A 19,530-nucleotide genomic window follows, 5' to 3' on the forward strand; every position below is an offset into this window, starting at 1 on the left:
AAATTTAGTAAAAAAATGACCAGATAATTAACAACTTATTTTTTTATAAAAACTATATTAATTTATATATTTTGCAGATAAAATAACATTAAATCACTTTGCAATTGAAAAAATGATATTTATTTAGGAATTAATATATTGCATAATTTAATTTTTAGAATTATTTTTATCATCTTTAATAGGGGCGGAAAAATATTCCTTCCCAAGCTGTCATATATACTTATCAATTTCCATTAATTTATAGTTATTCAACTCATAGAAATTAATAAAATCATTGATAACATCTTTAAATTTTGGATATTGTTTTAGATCTTCCTCTTCAAAGTCAGAAAAATTGTCTTGATTTCTAAATCAGATTAGTACTTTTTTAACATAACTATCATAGATTGGATAGTCATCCGGTCTATGGCGGTTACAGTATTTGGAAGCAAATGAATAAAAATTAATTATTTTATTTTTTACTGACACTTTCTTAATATCATCTACTAAAGTAGCATCTCCTAATTGTAGTCTACTATCTATATTTAATTTTAAAATATGCTTCGCTAAGTCATATGCTGAAAAAATATTTGTGCTGTAAAAATGATCTAATGCTGCAATCTTAATCATTATTTCTTTCAAATCAACATTATTCGGCCATACTTTATTGAATAATTCATCCAACCCTAGTTCTTGGGTAACATTATTTTCATTGCTGTTTCATTTAGTTAAATATTTATTAACTTCCTTAGTAGTTGGATTTGGTAAGATTACATTACTTTTATTGGTCTTTTTTAGTCTTTCTTTCAATTTTGAACCTTCTTTCACTGTTTCTAAATAATTAGATAAATTTAAAAAATTACGTAGTTTTTTTAAACTTGATAAATACACAATAATATTATTCTTGGCCGCGCCCTCTGAATGCAACGATAAGCAATGTTGCAAAGCAGAGCTTGCTGTGTTTTCAAAATCACTATCTGCTAGTAATTTCAAAAAATTTTCGCTTCCTTCTTTTCTTAGTAAATAAAGACTATCAGATACTATGGTCTTTGCCGTTGATTCTGTAAACCCGTTTCTTAATAGATAGTTACTAAATTTTTTGCGCAAAGTATCGATTTCAATGTTTTTATTGTTTTTTTTATTCATTTTCTTTCCTAACCAAATTTTACTAAAATAATATTAGAACACTTTCATGATTGTTTTTTCAGTAATGCTACTATTCAAAACTTTTAATTAGCACAATTAATATTTAGTAATTATCAATAATTCATCAATTAATTTTTCTTTAATAAAACTAAACATTCCGCATGTGGAGTTTGTGGAAACATATCATATGGCTTAACATATTCAATGTGATATCCATTTTCCACAAATACTTTTAAGTCACGAACTAGAGTTCTGGGATTACAGCTAAGATAAATTATTTTAGATATTTTACTATTTATAAATGAATTGATAACATCTATATCTAGACCATTTCTGGGGGGATCCACAATAATAGAATCAAAGGAATATTGATGTTTTAGTAAGAAATTTTTCACATCTTCATTAATTATTTCTAAGTTATTAATTTTATTCTGCACAATATTCTTTTTTGCCGATTTGGTAGATAGGTCATTAATTTCAACGCTCGTTATCTTGCTTGCTTTATTAGCAACAAAAATTCCGATCGATGATACTCCGGAAAAGGCATCTAAAACTTTTTCATCTCTTGCTATTAAATCTTTAATATCACTATAAACATTAATTGTTTGTAGTTCATTAACTTGATAAAAAGCATCAGAGTTAACGGATAAAATTAGTTCATTCAACTGGAAATTAATGTCCATATTATTAAGTAGTATTTCTCCTTTTTGAAGTTTGTTGGCTCGCTTATAAATGTTGTTAATTATCGATATTTCACTGAATTTTTCTTTAATTTCACTTAAAAAGGTGCTATTAACCTTTTTGTTTGATAGTGAATGAAAAATCATTTGAATTTCATTAGTAAAAAGCGAATGTTTAAAAGTAATTTCAAAAATCTTGTTTTCCTTAACTCAATTTATTTTTTTATTAGAATTGTTGATTATGTTAATGATTTCAAAAATAATACTATTTAATCTTTCAGATACCAAATCATAGGAAGTTTGTTCCACTAGATCATGACTTCTCTTTTTATAAAATCCATGCTTAATTTTATTTTTATTGCTATCAATTTTTATCGATATTTTATTGCGGTAGTTTCAAATCGAAGGAGACGGTGTAATTGTTTTAATTTCTTTAAAATTAAGTTCCCTTAAAAATAAACTATCAACAATTGATTGTTTAAATTTTAACTGCTCGTCATAATTAAGATGCATTAGCATTGCTGATCCTGATTTTAGCAGTTGAGTGTTTTTGATGTGTTTATTTCTAGTTGCTGACTCTTGATAAATTTCTAGTACTTCTGCAAAAGCAAATTTAGAATTAAGTTGCTTTATAATAATTTTCGCTTCCTCATTAGGCAGTAAACTTTCAACAAAAATTGGAAAATTATCAATTCGACATTCTCCATAACCCTCATAACTCAATTTTTCTGCTTTAACCTGAAGTATTTGATTAATTTCTAAGTTCATGTTTATTTTCCTAAACAAAACTTGCTAAACATATTATCAAGTAAAGCTTCATTATCATGACCCTTATTTAAGATTTCACGAAGTGATTCTCAAGCTTTTGTTAAATCCAGAATAACAACTTCAGGTCCAAAATCAGCTGATAACCCGTTTAAAGCATCTTTTAGCGATAGCATAGTTTGTTTTAGTAAACTTAGTTTTCTAGTATTATAGACAATTTCACTATCGTCAAAATTAATATCAAAATAATTTTTCATTAATGCAGATCTTAGATTTCAAACGTTTTGATCTTTAGCTGATATATAAACATATGACTTATCTTCAAAATTAAGATCTTTTGGTTGAATTTTGTCAATTTTATTAACAACAGAAATATATTGTTTTCCCTTTGACATTGATTTAATAAGTTTTTCTTCTTCGTCATCAAAATTAAGACCATCATGCATATGAATAACAATTCGGGCGTCTTTAATAGCAGAAAATGACTTCTCAATTCCCAACGATTCAATTTTATCTTCAGTTTTTCTAATTCCAGCGGTGTCAACTAACTTAAATAAAACGCCATTAATTTCAAATTCACCTTCAATTGTATCACGGGTGGTTCCAGGAACATCGGTTACAATTGCTTTGTCTTTAGATAACAAGCAATTCAGAAGAGATGATTTACCAGAATTTGGTTTTCCAACGATTGCAACATTAACGCCTTTATAAACATCAGATGCATTCTCTGATTTAGTAATAATTACAGCAATTTTTTTCAATAAATTATCAATTAGCGGATAAAGTTTATTCTTATCCATTTGTTCAATGTCATTATAATCAGAGTAATCAATATTAATCTCAATAATGGAAATAATTTTTAAAAGTTCTTGCTCAAGTGCTTCAATTAATTCATTATCTTTAGAGTCAAACTGAGTTATAGCAATTTCAGCTTGTGTATTAGTTTTGGCATGAATTAGACTATTAATTGCTTCAGCCTTATCTAAAGTAATTTTCCCGTTCAAAAAAGCACGCCGGGTAAACTCACCTCGAGTTGCAAGTCTTGCTCCGTTTGCTAATATCAAATTGAGGATCTTGTTAGTAACAATAATCCCTCCATGTGCATTAATTTCAATTGTGTCCTCACCAGTATAATTTTTTGTTCCAATAAATCAATTAATCAAAACCTCATCAACAACTTTGTTTGTACTATTATCAATAATGTTACCATACGTAATAGTTTTATCTTCACCAATTTTTCCGGTAAAGATTTTTTTAATAATGTTAACAGCGTCTGGGCCTGAGATTCTAATAATTGAAATTGCTTGGTTAATATTCCCCGATGAAATTGCGGCAATAGTATCATTTAAATTCATATCTCAATTATATATTAGTTTATTAACTTTTATTTTTGTTAGTTGCTATTATTAAAATAAAAAATGTTTAAATTTTAAAATAAATTAATAAACAATAATAATGAAAAATAAATAGTAAGTTAACTAAAATAATAATTTTTAGCAAATTTAAAATATAAAATTATTATTAGCCACAAACAATAGCCACAAAAAAATTAATTAAGGAAAAAAATGAGTCACAAAAGAACAAAAGAAAGAGAAGAAAGAGAAAGAGCTAAATTAAACGGCTGAGATCACCTAGACAGATCTTTTTATACAGTCAATTATTTCTCTAACGACGACCTAAGGGAACGGGGAATAAGCGGTGAGGTTAAAAGAATTAATAATATGGGTGGACTAACATTGGGGAACTGAAATGCAATTGAAGAGAAAAATGCATATATACTTTCTCTGTCTGATGAGATTTTAGGTACCGTTAAAGTCGACTTAGCAGGGCTTAAAAGTCTAAATGATATGCCACAAGAAACTAAAAAAGTCTTATTAACAATGTTTGAAAACCAGGATTTAGATAATAAAAATTTTCTTGGTTTTTGATACAATAGAAACAAGAAAGAAATTACTTTTGTAAAAGCAATTAGTTCAATTAGTTTAAGACTTTTTGACATTTGATCCAAATTTAAGGACAGAGAATTACTTTTTGATTTAAAAACTCAAAAAGTTATTACTAAAAAAGAATATATAGAAATAAAGAAAAACGCCGATCCTCCACTTGATGTGGAAGAAATTCTTTCCTTTTTCATTAAACACAATAACAAATAACAAAAAAATCCAGGAAAATTTGCACCTGGATTTTTAAGTTATAAAATTGAAATCAATTAGTTTTGTGAATGTTGGTTAACAATGTTGGTAATTTCTTCAATTTCTTTGCTTTCAAGACCACTTTTATTCTCAAATGCTTTATCAATTATTGTCATAATTTTCTTTGCATCCTCAGCCGAAGAATTTTCTGCTATTTCGATTAATGGTGAAAAAATGTCCACAGTTAGCTTTGGAAGAATTAAAACTAAATAGCTATAATATTTAATATCCTTATTTTTAGTAACTTCTTTTCACATTGGGTCAATATAATCGAAAATAGTAAGTTCTTTGCCAGCATTTAAGTCTTTTGGAATAAAAAATCCTTGAATTTTTGCAAAATCTTTAGTCATAAGTAAATTTTGAAATTGTTTATACTTATTAAATAATTCAATAAAATTTAAATTTTGTACATTAGCATTATCTTTATCTTTAAAGAGTTCAGTGAAGAATTGTATTCCCTCTTCAAGTGCAACCTTATTCTGTGGTTCTTGTCTCATTAGTTTTCCAATAATCTTTTTTGTTTCGTCTAAACTTGGTGAAAATTTAGGTGATGAAATTAAAAAAGAGGGAAATAATTTAAAACTAAAAATACCCATAAGGTTTAAATATAAAATATCGCTGGGGTAATTTATTTTTTCAAAATCCTTTTCAACTACCATAGGTGTTTGCGGATTTGGAGTTATCATTTTATCTTTTTCTTTGTCTTTTTTGCCGTCTTTGTCGCCATCTTTAGTTGTTGTATTGTTACATGAAGCGGCAATTAATGGAAAGGTTGTAATAGCAAGAGGTAGCACAATTAATCATTTATAATTCTTTGTTTTCATTATTCTCCTAATAGTTATATATCTTAAATTTTATATGTTTTTTTAAACATTAATCTATTTTGGATTGTCTGATGCAAAGAAATTAGAGCCTTTAAGGTTCTTGTTCATTTGATTTGTTAATTTCATCAATAATGTGGTTAAAGAATACTTCGAGTTCTTCGCGACTAAAGCCGGATTTTTCTTTAAAAACCTTGTTGAGAATTTTTAAATGTTTTTTCATCTCAATCGTTAGTCGATTATTTTCATTTTGAATTTCGTTTATTGAAATTTCAAGCAAAATTTTGGTAGAAATCAAGGTTAAATAACTGTAGTATTTAATTTCTTTATATTCCAATAAAAAATTAAGTAGCGATTGAAGCGGATTGATTTTTCTATTTTTTTCTTTTTTTTCAAAATCAAAAGAGTCAATTTCGGGCAGCTCAAAAATTTTTTGCAGCAATGCCGCTGTTTTATCCTCCATTAATTTTTTAAACCTTGGATATGAATCTAATAAATTTTCAATTTCCTTAGAATCCTTGCAATTTTCAACATATTCATAAAATTTAGAAAAAAAATCTACACCGTTTTCTAAAACTCCCTTGTTTTGTGGATCTTGTTTTAGCAACTTTTGAATAATTTTTTTATATCATCTAAATCTATAGTAATTTTGGGTTTCTTATCTCCGGGTAATGCAAAATTTATTCAAGAGTTCTGATGTACAATGGTCATGACCAAATTTAAATAAGAAATTTCTGCCGGATAGTTTATATTATCGAAACTTTTTTCATCAGCCACAGAAGACTGGGTTTGTGATTTGTTTTTAGAATTTTGTTGATTTTTGTTATCTTGAACATTACTATCACGGTCTTTTTTAGTTGTGTTATCACATGATGCCGCTACCAAAGGCAATGCAGAAATTGCGAAAGGTAAGGCGAATAGTAATTTTTTCATTTTCTCCTAATAAATTAGATATTTTAATTTTTAATTTTTATTATTTGTATCATCAAATTCTTTTATAAGAGTGTTAAAGAAATTTATTAATTCCGCACGACTAAATCCTGTCTTGTTTCTAAAAAATGAATCAAGCAATTTCAAGCGTTTCTTTGTTTCAATTGTTGAACGGTCGGTTCTGCGCTCTCCTTCAAGTGAAAACATTTTAAATAGCATCTCAAGAAACACTAATGTTAAATAGTTATAATATTTAATTTCTTTATCATGCAATAGAAAATCAAGCATTTCTCGAAATGGATTAATGAAAGTTTTATCTTTTTCGCCGTTTTCATTATCTAAAGTAAAAAACTTGTTAATAAAATATTCTTTCTTCGGTTGAATCAAATCCCTAAACATTGGATATGGATTTATTAAATTTTCAAGGCTTTCGTGATCTTCAGGGCTTTTTTTGTGTTCAAAAAATCTAGTAAAGAATTCTTTCCCGTTTTCTAAAGCTTCTTTATTTTCTGGATCTTGTTTTATCAATTTTTGAAGAATCTTTTTTGTTTCATCTAAACTTATTGGAACTTCAAAACTTTTACCATTATGAAATTCTGGGCCGAAAACTTCGTACATGAAAAGTATCATAGCTAAATTAAAATAGGAAATTTCAGCGGGATAGTCGATTTTATCAAATTCTGTTTCATGTTTTGTGTCCATCCCTTGTTTATTTCCACTTATATTACACGAAGCTGCAATTAAGGGCAAAGCGAATGTAATAAGCGGCAAAGCAATTATTAGTTTACTTTTACTTGCCTTCATCAACTTCCTTTAGTTCTGCTATTTCCTTATTAAGAATATCGGTAAATTCATCGATATCTTTTGATTCTAAACCACTTTTATTATCAATTGCTTTATCAAGTATCTTCTTAAGTTTTCTGGCTGTTGCTTTTGTTCGAGTGGATGAGCGAATTTCATTGATGTAGAAAATCAAAACTTTTCGAGGATAAAGTAATACTAAATAATCATAATATTTAATATTTTCACCCTTTGTTAATTCTTTTCATATTGGCTCAAATGCGGCAAGGTCTACTTTTGGTTCTCGTTTTGGAAAAAGCCTATGTAAAAATTCTGAAGTTTTATCAAATAAAAGCTTTGAAAACATGTTATATTTTTTCAAAATTTCTATACCCTCTTTAGTTGGTTCGGAATTTCTATCGTCTTTATTTAATTTTGGAAAGCTAAACTAAAGTCAAGTGCCCCCGGTTTGTCATCGAGATAATTTTTGAAATCACTAAAAAATAACAAGCCGTTTTCTAAAGATTCTTTATTTTGTGGTTCGACGATTATTAATTTTTTAATAAGTTTTTTAGCTTCTTCTATATATGGGTACTCTTTTAATTTTCCAAGAACACCCAATTCATAAATTTCGGTTTCGCTAATAATTTCCAAATTAGCATACAAAATTTCAGTAGAGTAGTTTATCTTATTAAAATCTTTTTCAAATTTTATATCTTTTGAACTTGTGTTGTTACATGAAGCAGCAACTAGTGGAAATGCAAAAATTGCAAAAGGCAGGGTAATTAACCATTTAATTTTTTTATTTTTCATTATTCTCCTAGTTTGTTTATTTGTATATTTCAGTATTTTAATTATATTATTTACGGCATTTTCAAAATGATTCTCTGCTAAATTTAATCTTATTTAAATTATTTAAATAAAAAAATAATAATAATTTTTAAATTGATAATTATTGATAAATTAGTAAAAATAGCAACTTATTTCATGATAAATAACAAAGATTCTTTAATTACGCATTCTTAGGCTTAGATCTTTTTTTTGTACTATCCACACTTTTAAGCATCTCTACTAAAATCTTGATACATTAATAGTTTATTAGCACTAAATTGATTACAATTTTCGTAATTGCTAATTTGTTTTAAAGAGAAATGATAATAAGCTTATATCTTTAATAACAATATATATAAAGATAAAGAAAAAATGAACAGATAAATACTTAGGTGCATTAAATAATATAAAAAAATTACATTTAACTTATTTATCAACATTATATATAACATTACTAACATTATAAAAATTTCCAAACCAAGCACTAAAAGTTTAATAATTAAACAAAAAACATAGAAAAACATAACAAACACAAACTTTTATTTCTCTGACTATATAGTTATTAGAATTTCATAATGTTAAAACTTAATAACAAAAAATGACATACTAATTTTAGTAACTTTTTATAAACTGAAACTGAATCGTCAATTTCCGAATTAATTTATTTCTACTAAAATTTTATTTAAAAAAACAGATCATAAATTTGCAAAAGATTTTCATTTGCTATTTTGATTTAATTCCGTGAATTTTGTTTTCTACCAAATCAAAAAATATTTAGATTCTTTTTTTGAATTTCATTATTGTTATTGCTACCTAGGTGTTAGAAAATAATTACCAGTAATATTAAAATTTCTAATTTCACAAACTAGCTTCGATAATAAAATGATAATAATATATACTTGTATTAGATCTATTAATAGTATATTAGTGTTAAGCTCATATTTAAGTATATATAATAATAAGCAATGTTAATTATGTTAATAACTTTATTAATTTATTTAAAATAAGATACTTTTTAGTGTGCATAAAAAAAACTGTAATTTTCAAAAATTGTTAACAAATTGTTTTTTATTAATTTTATAATTTTTTTTATTTTCCTTTAAAATTAAGAGGAAATGATGCGAGAAAATGACGAAAATTATCACCGCGATTATTCTGATTTTAGGGAATGTTTAATTGATAAAAAACTAAAAATTGGCTTAGTGGCTGAGTTTAATCCCTTTCATAATGGTCACGCTTATCTTATGAGAAAAATTAAAGAACTATATCCTAACTCCGAAATTATTGTTGCACTATCATCAGACTTTGTTCAACGAGGAGAAATGGCCTGTGCGCCGTTTTCTAAGCGCGCTGAGATAGCAAAAGAGTATGGAGCTAGTAAAGTGGTACCCTTAGATTTTTTAACATCTACACAGGCCGCTCACATCTTTGCTAAAGGTTCGATTGACATTCTTTTGGCCGAAAATATTGATTTACTAGTTTTTGGTGCGTCAGATAGTGGCGATATAAATAAATACATTAGCGCGGCTAATTGACTAAATAATGAAAGTGAAAAATATAACAGTCAAGTTCGCTCTTATTTAAAGCAAGGGAAATCTTATGTAGCAAGCACATATCAAGCGATGATTGACATTTTTGGTGATGAAGATCTAATTCCTAAAGATATTCTTGGTTTTGAATATGTTAAATATATAATTAACAACAATCTTCCAATTAAATTAAATTGCATAAAACGAACAGCAAAGCATTCATCGCTTGAGGTTAATGAACAGTATGCTTCAGCAACATTACTTAGAGAAATGCTTAGCAGGGGCGAAGATATTTCAAAATACTCGCCAATGAAAGTAGATCTACCAATTCAAAGCATAAGCTCTCGCTATGAAGAATTTAAAGAAATCATTATGCAAACTCCAGCAGAGCAGCTAGCAAACATCATGCTAGTGTCTGAAGGAATGGAAAATTTATTTAAGAAGAACGTGATGATTGCAAAAGACTATGATGATTTTATAAGCTTATGTTCATCGAGGCGATACACTAAAAGCCGAATCAAAAGAGTATTTCTTTACATTCTCCTCGAAATTAAAAAGGTTTAAATTCTTTAAATTTGTTGAAAAAAGCAAAGAAAATCTAATCTATTAGTAAAAAAATGAAGATATTTAAATAATGCTTTTATTTGATTTAGGTTTTAGAAAAAAACAAAAAAGCAAAAATAAAAGGCTAGAAAATTTGTATTTCTAGCAGATTTTATTTACTCAAAAAGTATATGAATGAAACCACTATTTTCCTAGATTAATTATTTATCAAGAACTTTTAAAATTTTTTCATGTGTTTTTCTTCTCTACTTTTACATGAGACAGCAACTAGTGGGATTGCGGTAGCAAATATTGGAAGAGAAAGTTGCCATTTTAAATTTCTTTTTTTTCATGTGTTTTTCTTTCTTTAGTTTATTATCAATTACTTCATTATATCTGTTGATATTCTATTTTTTTAATTTGCTTATAAATTAAAAAAAATTATAAAAAAACATCAACGTTAGCGATGATGTTTAAGTTATACTATCAAATTTTTACTCTTTTTTCAGGAGCTAAATACATCTTATCCTTTTCGGTAATATCAAATGCTTTATAAAAATCATTTGAATTTTGAATTTGAATATTGGCTCTTAGTTTAGCTGGCGCATGAACATCAATGTCTAGCAGTAGTCTCTGCAACTCCTCTCTGTATTTCATTTTTCAAATTACTGCAAAATTAATATAAAACTTCTTAGCATTAAAATCTTTTTCCAGTTTAGCAGCTTCTAAAGCACAAGCTAATCCGCCAGCATCAGCAATGTTTTCCGAGACAGTAAGTTTACCATTGCATGCTCCAACCGCAATTTCCTTGCCATCAAATAATTCGATCATTTTATTTGCTTTTTCTTGAAATTCTTTTTTATCCGAGTCAGTTCATCAATTGATCATATTTCCGTTTTCATCAAAGTTGGCACCGTTGTTATCAAAGGCGTGTGAGATCTCGTGTGCTATAACAGCACCAATACCTCCATAGTTAGCACTTGAGCCTTGTTTATTACTATAAAATGGAGGTTGTAAGATTCCCGCAGGAAAGACAATTTTATTTTGATTAGGACTGTAATATGCATTAACAATTGCAGGACTCATTGCTCAAAGCTCTTTATCGATTGGTTTCATATATTTAGCAAATTCGTTTTTTGTGGCTAATTCTTTAAATTTTAAATAATTTTCTACAAGGTCATTATATCCATCATATTTTTCAACCTTGAAATCGCTATAGAATGAAGGAATTTTCGTAGGATATCCAACATGTACACCAATTTTACTTAATTTGTAAATAGCTTTATGTTTAGTTTTAATACTTAGTCATTCATTATTTTCAAGACGATTTTTGTAGATTTGAATCATGTTTTGAACCATATATTCAACGTTTTTCTTATTTTTTTCGCCAAAATACTTTTCACCATAATATTTACCAAATGGCATTCCAAATAGTGAATCTACAACAACATTAATTGTTTTCTTTTGTTTATCAAGCGCTTTTTTCTGGCCTCTAAGTGCCCTTTGGAATTCACCAGCAACTTCATCAAATTTATAATCTAGATAAGGTGCTAATTTTAAAATGGCATTGATTAGTAAAAACGATTTGAATAGTTTAAAGTTTTTGTCAACTAAAAGTTTTTGATAATCCTTAACTAGTGAACTTTTTACGGCGATTATCATTTCAACATCTTGGTTTACTAATTTATTCAAAATTTTTGGAACTGATAAACTCTTAATATGTTTGTCAATATCTTCAACTCTTTTTGGATGATATAGGTTAGTATAAATTGCCGACTCTTCAGCTGATAAAATATACTCTGAAGCGGCTTCGTCTCATTTTAAAGCCTCCTTAATCAACTTGTGAGCTTCTCTAGCACCAACAACTTTTTTAAGTAACTTTAACACCATATTCGATCATATTTCATATAATTTACCTTTTTTAGCTAAGTCAGTGTAGTAGCTTTTTTCCGGTAAGATACAAGTTGGATCTGACATGTATAGAATTTCTAGCTCACTGTTTTTAAAATCAGTGCCAATAGCAAAAGGAATTGGTGTAGCAAATCCTCAATATGTTAGTTGGGCATAGTTTCTTTCAATATCTTTTCACGACTCGAATTCTTTAATTCAATTAATAATTCTTTCTAAAGGTTTTATACCATTTAATTTTCGGTCATTTCAATTATTGTAAAGGCGATAGAATTTTACCATCTCAAGTAGTAGAGGTTGATTAGCAATTTCAGAACTATCTTTATCTCATTTAGTTAGTAAAGATTTTTTTAGTTTATTTAGTTTTTCATCGATTTCTTCAAAAGAACCAATAACACTTTTGTGCTCAGGAATTTCATTTTCTCTAATTCAATCTCCATTAATGGCTTCGTAGAAATCGTCATTTAGTAATGCTTTGTTCATAATTATCCTTAATCTATATTTGTGTAAATAATATTTTGTTTGTATTTGTATAATACTTTCTTATAAAATTTATAATTTAATTTTTCTAATACAACCTTAATATCATGTTGCATAGCTTTTTTGAATAAACTGTTAAGTAGTAGTAGAGTAGCGGGATCACTTAACCTAGAAGTGATATTTTCTCCAATTCAAATAAATTTAATTCAGGGTGAAATCAAATTGACAATCGGCTCGCTAATCTTATTAATTTTAATGGCTAAATTAATTCTTTCACCTTTTAATTTTTTCTCAAGCATAATTTTTAAGTTATTTATACTATTCAAGTTACCAAATTCAATAATTTGAATTAAATTTTTACATTTTGCATCGGCAAAAATAATTTTTTCGGGGCCAACAGAATTTAGAATGAAATCCTCTATAAACACGAGTGAATTATTCAATTTATATTTTTCAACATTATCATAAAAATTAAAAATAAGGTCTTTGTAAATGTCAAGGTTTTTAATACTGTCATTAGTTGCGTGATTTAATTCTAAAAATCTATTTTTAAAAGTTAGTTTTCTAGTAGCAAATTTTTTATTACTAAAATTTTTGAAAAGTATTTCTTCATTTGTAATTATTTTTGATTCTTTAATTTCGTCCTCAATAATTTTATATTGCTTTTCAAAGTCAATAAAATCATTTTCTTCTAGTCATTTATTGCTAATTTCAATTAATTTTCCTTGTTTTTCGCCAGCATATCTAATTTTAATATAGTCAAATAAGATATTAAATTTTTCTTCGCTAATATTATTTAGAAGTTGATTATTAAATGTTACCATCCGTGAGTAGCATTTAACATATGTTTTAGCAGCAGTAACAATTTGTTCTATTGCTGCTTTTGCTTCAACTGGTGAAAAATCTTCAAATGGAAAAATAAAAAAAAGTTTATTTCATTTTAGAATTGGTTTAATATTAAAAATTTCTTTAACAGCACATTGTTTTTTAAATAAGTTAATAAAGTTTTCAACGGTCGAAATATTGCTAACATTTAAAATAAAAGCAAGGGCAAAATATTTATTTTTTTCATCAAATAAATATTCATTGCTTTCCTCGATTTCCTTGAATACTTTTTCATCTTTAACGCTAAAATTTTTTCACTCAATAAAGCAATTAGCTAGGTCACCTTCAAAATTATTAACTTGAAACTTAATAAAGGATTGTATTTGTAACATTTTATTATCAATAATTGAAAATCTAATTTTTTCTGCTTTTTTAGCTTGGAGAAGATTTTCAATCTGCTCTTTAATCTCGGAAGGAAGGCAATTTAAAAAATCAGAGAGTTTAACTCATTTACCGCTAGACAAAGCGGTTTTTCTAAAAAATCAAGGATCAACATTTCTCACTTCACTATCATTATTAATTTTTATTCTGCTTTTTTTTAGGTCAACTGATAGTGACATATAACCTTCAGAATTTTGGATTTTAGCGTAACGTCTTTTGCCGATAATAAAGATTAAAAACGTGACTGCCAAAAAAATTAGAACAATTGATATTAATCAAATGATCACTAATAAGACATTATATTCTTCATGTATATTATTACTACTGTTCATCTTCCTCCCACTTCTTTATGGCTGGATGATGTTTAGCGAGTTTCTTTATCTTTTTATCGATTTCAAATTGAACTTCAATAATTTCATCAACCATATTTATAATTAAACCCTTACCATATGTTTTGTGTGTTATATAATCGCCGATAATTAAATTATCATTATTTTTATTTTCCTGTGCAATCGAGAAATTATTGGCAATGCGAATAGATTTATTTTCGTGAATTCCCGCCTCATCTAAAAAGCGACTTTTTGTGTTAATTCCACTTTTGCCAACAGAAAATGAAAGAAATAATTTTTTCTTAGCTCTTGTCATGGCGACATAAGCAAGACGTCTTTCTTCTTCCAAACCTTCAAAATTTTCTTCTTGTTTATTATCCATTTTTTTTAGGTAAATAAAGTCTTTTTGAGGTGAAAGTAAAATTGCCCTGCGTAAAGGGAAGATATTTTCTGAAAGTCCAGCTATAAATACATAATCAAATTCCAACCCTTTTGCATTGTGGACTGTCATCAGCGAGACAAAACTAACGGCATCATCTTCAACGTCGCGATCAGTAATTAAAGTAATTTCTTGTAGATATTCATCAATTGTTCCCTTGGGGTGTTTTTTCTCTCAATTTTCAATAGCATCAATTAAACTCATAAAGTTTTCAACTCTGGCTTCATATTCTTCTTCTGATTTTTTAATTTCTTCAAAATATTTAAGGCGATTAAAAATTAATTCTTTTAAGGTTAGATGAATTGAATTTTGTTGGATTGCTCGCTTTGCTCATCTAATTTCATTAATTAAGCTAGCAATATTTTTTAGCGTATCCACCGATATTCTTAACTTAGTTTGTATTTCTTCAAAATTACTTTGTAAACAACTAAATAAATCCATATTTTTGTTTCTCGCAAAAGCAAGAAGCTTATCAATAGTTATGTTGCCAATTTTTCTTGAAGGTTTATTAATGATTCTAAGTAATGATATTTCACTTCCATCATGAATAACCCTTAAATAGGCTAAGGCGTCTTTTATCTCTTCGCGTTGATAGAATTTAATTGAACCAAAGATTTTATAAATGCTATTTTCTCTTATTAGAGCTTCTTCAATTGCTCGCGAGTAGCTATTAATCCGGTATAAAATTGCGATGTTTTTTAGTTGTACTCGATTTCTTTTTAGATTGGAGATTTTGTTGGCAATTCATCTAGCTTCTGCTTCATCACTAAATCCACAATAAAATTCAATATCTTCACCTTCTTCGTTTTTTGTGAATAGTTTTTTGTCTAGTCTTAATTTATTATGAGAAATTAAATTATTAGCAACTTTTAGGATGGATTTAGTTGAACGATAATTCTCTTCCAATTTAATTGTTAGGGCATTTGAAAAATCTTTGTCGAAGTTCATGATAATGTTAATATCAGCATTTCTTCACGAATAAATAGTTTGGTCTGGGTCACCAACAATTGTTAAATACGGCGTGGTGGCAATTTTTTTCATAATCATATATTGCAGAACACTTGTATCCTGAAATTCATCAATTAACACATATTCATACTTCTTTTTTCATTTATCAGCAACTTTTTTAAATCTAGGATCATAAAACAAACGATAAACAAAAACTAGTAAATCGTCAAAATCCAAAGAACGCGATCTTTGTAGATGAATTTGGTATTGTTGATAAATTATTTCTTTGGTTTTAGCAACCTTATCATCGGTTTCTTCAATATTTTTATTGTTTTTTTCTTCAAAGTTCTCAATTTCATTTTTTTTATTTTGAATAAAACTAATTATTGAAGAGTATGTATATTCTGTACTTGAAATGTTTAATTCACTATATACGATTTTTAAAACTTCTTTTTGATCAAGTTCATCTAAGATTTGAAAATCATTACTATATCCAAAATTGTGGATTTCACTTCTTAAAATTTTGGCACACATGGCATGAAATGTTGAAATAGTCGGATTGCCTTCTACGTCCATATTTGCTAATAATTGAAATACTCTTTGTTTCATTTCATTGGCTGCTTTGTTGGAAAATGTTAAGGCTAATATTTTTTCTGGCGATATTCTTTCATTTTCAATTAAATAAGCAATCTTATGAGTCAGAACCTTGGTCTTCCCGGATCCGGCTCCGGCTATAATTCTAAGCGGACCTTCATTGTACATAACGGCAGCTTTTTGCTGTTCATTTAGAATATCTAAATTAATCATAACTTCCTCCTAAGATATAATGTTTAAAAATAAACACTAACAATAATTATAACATTAGCACAACAAAATCAAGGTAATCAGGGCAAAATAAGGCAATAAAAAAATTAAAAACTTTCTACATTTTTAATTTTCGTATTTTAGATTGGGTAGTTCTCGTATTTTTGGCTTAATAATTGCTTTAATTTCTTGAATTTCTTCAGATTTATCGAATCTATTTTTTCAAACGGTATAGGTGTTTGATAGGTTATCATTAATACCAATTCGACTCTCCTTTACGTTGCTAATGACCAAAAAAATTTCAGCAAATGTCGCAAATGAGGCTAAAGCGGTGGGAATTAGCACAAAAACCCTCTCAAGCGTTTCTAACTTGCCACTATTTCTATTGATTTTCGCAGCTTTTATGAATAATTCTGGTGATACAAAGATAATGAATAAAGCGAAAATGATCATCCATGTAAAGGCAAATAATCTTTGTCTATCAAAAATTGCTCGGCTTAGTTTGGTTTTAGCTTCTTGTGGAATGATTTTGATTTTACAAATCATCATACCAATAGTTTGTCCCTGAAATAATATTGGAATAATTATTCAAAAAATATTTAACATTAAAATCAGGAGCGTAAGTCAAACATAATAATTTCACTTATTAATATATTCTCCAAGTTTATAGTTAAACACTAAAAATGATGAACTAATAGCGAAGGCAATGAAAATTAGCAAATCAATTATTGTGGCAAGAAGTCTAATTCAAAAATTAGCTTTACGATTAATTAATCCCATGAGATTTTTTTAAATATTAAATTTCAGCTAGAAATGTCACTAGCTAAATCTTTCAGCTGAGTTAAATTAAGTTTTTGAATTAAATTAAGGCTTTTATTTTTTTCATTTCAGCCAATTTCATTAATCAAATCAAAGAGAGCCATTTTTAGATTTTTAAGTGATTTAGCACTTTGACTTTTTCTTTTAAATTTAGCCGACCCTAGATAGCCTGCAATAAAATAATTAAAGTTTAAGTATTTTGCGAATTCTAAAGCAATTTTGGTGTTTTCATTTAATTCACTGCCAAGGGTTTCAATAACTGTTCAGGTTTTATTGATTGACTTTGGATTAAGCAAAAGAATATTATTGTTATGATCTGACACTCATGTTGTGTTAATAAAAGCAAAGGTTTTGGACAAAATTAAACCACTAAAGGTGTAGTATGGTGTGTACTGCAAATTGGCATTTTTTAACTTAGTATCTTCACAAATACTTCTAAAAATTTCAGTTTTCATAATGGCGGCAAAGGCAAATGGAATGGCGTAAGCAAAAGGCGATAAATCATTTTTTAGCTCAATAACTTTATTAGTGCTGAAGTGCGAACCATATAGTTTATGTTCAACAATTCCTTTGCATGAACTAAGCACTTCGATGAAATCTGGTTTTGTAGCACAGCCGCTAATAAATTCATTAAAATTCTTAATAAATCCACTTTTGATTTTGGTGTATGAATATAAAACATAAGTGTATTCAGTTTTTACATATTCCATTGCCTGTTTAAGAACACTTGTAATATGTTGGTGCGAAGTATTAATAATTAAACTAATGCGATTTTTTAGTTTCATTTGTAATTTTGCTATTGCATCCAAGTCGTACTCAGATGGTTTGTCAATAGTAATTACAATTTTGAAATTTTGATCTTTTTGTTTGAGAAGGTTATGGAAAATATCGTCAATTGAAATAGTTGGTTTATAGATCGGAACAATAATTGTTAATGGTGATTTCATATTACATCTTTATTTGTCCGGGAACTCTTGGAAAAGGAATAGCATCACGAATGTTTGAAATCCCAGTTACATACATAACAAGTCTTTCAAAACCAACACCAAAGCCACTGGTTGGGGCATAACCAAATCTTCTTAGATCTAAATACCATTGTAGAGGTTCTTGTGAAATGTTTAACTCTTTTAGTCGAGATACTAGCTTGCTGTAGTTATTTTCTCTTTCACTACCACCAATTAATTCGCCAATGCCTGGAACAAGCAAGTCAAATGCTGCTACGGTTTTGCCATCAGCATTTTGTTTCATATAGAAAGCCTTAATGTCTTTGGGGTAGTTTATAACAGCAATTGGTCCTTTAGCAACTTCGTTTGATAAAAATTTTTCATGCTCTGATGCTAAATCAACACCAAAATATAAATCTTTTTCTTCAAAAATATCTTTATGTTTTTCTAAAATTTTCAATGCATCTGCATAGTCAATAACTTGTAGTTTTGTGTTAATAAATTTATCAAGTGTTGGTAAAAGTTTATTGTCTTGTAAACTATCTAGGAATTGCATTTCAGCTGGATAGTTTTTAGTGGTATTTCTAATCGCAGTTTTTAGTAGGTCGTCAGCTAAGTGAATTGTTTGATCAAGGTTGAAAAACGCCATTTCCGGTTCAATCATTCAGAATTCCGCTAGATGACGTGAAGTGTGTGAATTTTCAGCTCTGAATGTTGGAGCAAAGGTGTATATTCTCTTGAAAGCCTGTGCATAAGATTCGCCATGTAGCTGTCCAGTTACCCCCAAAAATGCCTTCTGTTTAAAAAAGTAGTTTTTAGTTTCGTCATTAACTAATAAAGTTTCGCCAGCACCCTCTCCATCATTTGAAGTAATAATTGGAGCTGCAAAATTAATGAATTCATGTTCTTGAAAGTATTTGTGAATTTCAAATAAAAGTGAATTTCTAACTAGAGTGATAGCTTTAAATAATTTAGTGCGGTTTCTAAGATGCGGGATTTCCCTTAAAAATTCGATTGAGGTTTCTTTTTTTTGAATTGGAAAATCTTCGTCAACATTGCCAATAACTTCAAGAAATTCAACTACAAGCTCAAATGGTTGTTGAGCGCTTGGAGTTAAGTTTATTTTACCTTTAATTTTTAATGATGAACCTAGTGAAATTTCGTCCACTAATTTATTCTTAATCATTTCACCTTTTATTACTAACTGTAAATTATCGATTGTACTTCCATCATTTAAAGTAATGAAACGAATCTTATCATTTCCACGATTTGATACTACTCACCCCTCAAATTGATAATCAGTCATGCTTTTCAACTGTTCTTTTTCTAAAAATAGCTGTTTTATTGTCATATTTTCTCCTTAATACTTAATTATATATGAATAATATAATTTATTT

Annotated in this window: 17 protein-coding genes; 2 read left to right on the plus strand and 15 right to left on the minus strand. The window is 27.8% G+C overall.

What is annotated here, in order from left to right:
• Nucleotides 1-147: 147 nt before the first annotated feature.
• The 3 genes from HGG64_RS03225 to mnmE form a co-directional block, all read right to left on the minus strand.
• A complete protein-coding gene (locus tag HGG64_RS03225; RefSeq protein WP_205852853.1) occupies nucleotides 148-1,125 on the minus strand; it encodes a hypothetical protein in 978 nt (325 codons plus the stop codon).
• Between the two features lie 128 nt (nucleotides 1,126-1,253).
• A complete protein-coding gene (rlmD, locus tag HGG64_RS01535; protein WP_169580212.1) occupies nucleotides 1,254-2,573 on the minus strand; it encodes a 23S rRNA (uracil(1939)-C(5))-methyltransferase RlmD in 1,320 nt (439 codons plus the stop codon).
• A 2-nt stretch (nucleotides 2,574-2,575) separates the two neighbouring features.
• The gene (mnmE, locus tag HGG64_RS01540) at nucleotides 2,576-3,925 is read right to left on the minus strand and encodes a tRNA uridine-5-carboxymethylaminomethyl(34) synthesis GTPase MnmE (RefSeq protein WP_169580213.1); all 1,350 of its coding nucleotides are present in this window, start codon (nucleotides 3,923-3,925) and stop codon (nucleotides 2,576-2,578) included.
• Nucleotides 3,926-4,135: 210 nt separating this feature from the next.
• Between mnmE and HGG64_RS01545 the strand changes: the two genes are divergently transcribed.
• A complete protein-coding gene (locus tag HGG64_RS01545) occupies nucleotides 4,136-4,723 on the plus strand; it encodes a hypothetical protein (protein ID WP_169580214.1) in 588 nt (195 codons plus the stop codon).
• Between the two features lie 56 nt (nucleotides 4,724-4,779).
• Here the strand turns inward: HGG64_RS01545 and HGG64_RS01550 are convergent, their stop codons facing one another.
• The 6 genes from HGG64_RS01550 to HGG64_RS01575 form a co-directional block, all read right to left on the minus strand.
• Nucleotides 4,780-5,586: a hypothetical protein gene (locus HGG64_RS01550; protein ID WP_169580215.1), complete on the minus strand. Its 807-nt coding sequence runs from the start codon at nucleotides 5,584-5,586 to the stop codon at nucleotides 4,780-4,782.
• A gap of 91 nt (nucleotides 5,587-5,677) precedes the next feature.
• A complete protein-coding gene (locus HGG64_RS01555; protein ID WP_169580216.1) occupies nucleotides 5,678-6,190 on the minus strand; it encodes a hypothetical protein in 513 nt (170 codons plus the stop codon).
• Nucleotides 6,184-6,516, minus strand: coding sequence for a variable surface lipoprotein (locus HGG64_RS01560; protein WP_169580217.1), 333 nt, complete (start codon nucleotides 6,514-6,516; stop codon nucleotides 6,184-6,186). The genes HGG64_RS01555 and HGG64_RS01560 overlap by 7 nt, the downstream gene beginning before the upstream one ends.
• Before the next feature lie 30 nt (nucleotides 6,517-6,546).
• Nucleotides 6,547-7,317: a hypothetical protein gene (locus HGG64_RS01565; protein ID WP_169580218.1), complete on the minus strand. Its 771-nt coding sequence runs from the start codon at nucleotides 7,315-7,317 to the stop codon at nucleotides 6,547-6,549.
• On the minus strand, nucleotides 7,304-7,660 hold the full coding sequence (locus tag HGG64_RS01570; RefSeq protein ID WP_169580219.1) for a hypothetical protein: 357 nt from the start codon (nucleotides 7,658-7,660) through the stop codon (nucleotides 7,304-7,306). The genes HGG64_RS01565 and HGG64_RS01570 overlap by 14 nt, the downstream gene beginning before the upstream one ends.
• Before the next feature lie 62 nt (nucleotides 7,661-7,722).
• Nucleotides 7,723-8,106 carry a hypothetical protein gene (locus HGG64_RS01575; protein WP_169580220.1) on the minus strand — a complete coding sequence of 128 codons (384 nt, stop codon included), beginning with the start codon at nucleotides 8,104-8,106 and terminating at the stop codon, nucleotides 7,723-7,725.
• Nucleotides 8,107-9,239: 1,133 nt separating this feature from the next.
• Here HGG64_RS01575 and HGG64_RS01580 point away from each other — a divergent pair.
• Entirely contained in the window at nucleotides 9,240-10,217 is a 978-nt protein-coding gene (locus HGG64_RS01580) for a nucleotidyltransferase (RefSeq protein ID WP_240939133.1), read from the plus strand.
• Nucleotides 10,218-10,679: 462 nt separating this feature from the next.
• On the opposite strand, the gene HGG64_RS01585 is transcribed toward HGG64_RS01580, so the two are convergent.
• The 6 genes from HGG64_RS01585 to asnS form a co-directional block, all read right to left on the minus strand.
• Nucleotides 10,680-12,587, minus strand: a complete 1,908-nt coding sequence (locus HGG64_RS01585) for a M13 family metallopeptidase (protein WP_169580221.1) — start codon at nucleotides 12,585-12,587, stop codon at nucleotides 10,680-10,682.
• Between the two features lie 8 nt (nucleotides 12,588-12,595).
• Nucleotides 12,596-14,182: an MHO_4530 family protein gene (locus HGG64_RS01590; protein WP_169580222.1), complete on the minus strand. Its 1,587-nt coding sequence runs from the start codon at nucleotides 14,180-14,182 to the stop codon at nucleotides 12,596-12,598.
• Nucleotides 14,172-16,373: an ATP-dependent helicase gene (locus tag HGG64_RS01595; RefSeq protein ID WP_169580223.1), complete on the minus strand. Its 2,202-nt coding sequence runs from the start codon at nucleotides 16,371-16,373 to the stop codon at nucleotides 14,172-14,174. The genes HGG64_RS01590 and HGG64_RS01595 overlap by 11 nt, the downstream gene beginning before the upstream one ends.
• A gap of 123 nt (nucleotides 16,374-16,496) precedes the next feature.
• Nucleotides 16,497-16,976 (minus strand): RDD family protein, encoded by a 480-nt coding sequence (locus HGG64_RS01600; RefSeq protein ID WP_240939134.1) that lies wholly within the window; start codon nucleotides 16,974-16,976, stop codon nucleotides 16,497-16,499.
• Between the two features lie 164 nt (nucleotides 16,977-17,140).
• Nucleotides 17,141-18,136 (minus strand): glycosyltransferase family protein, encoded by a 996-nt coding sequence (locus tag HGG64_RS01605; protein WP_169580225.1) that lies wholly within the window; start codon nucleotides 18,134-18,136, stop codon nucleotides 17,141-17,143.
• Between the two features lies 1 nt (nucleotide 18,137).
• Nucleotides 18,138-19,484: an asparagine--tRNA ligase gene (gene asnS, locus HGG64_RS01610; RefSeq protein WP_169580226.1), complete on the minus strand. Its 1,347-nt coding sequence runs from the start codon at nucleotides 19,482-19,484 to the stop codon at nucleotides 18,138-18,140.
• Between the last annotated feature and the right edge of the window lie 46 nt (nucleotides 19,485-19,530).

It is taken from the genome of Mycoplasma phocoeninasale (assembly GCF_012934885.1).
Classification (GTDB): Bacteria; Bacillota_I; Bacilli_A; order Mycoplasmatales; family Metamycoplasmataceae; genus Metamycoplasma; species Metamycoplasma phocoeninasale.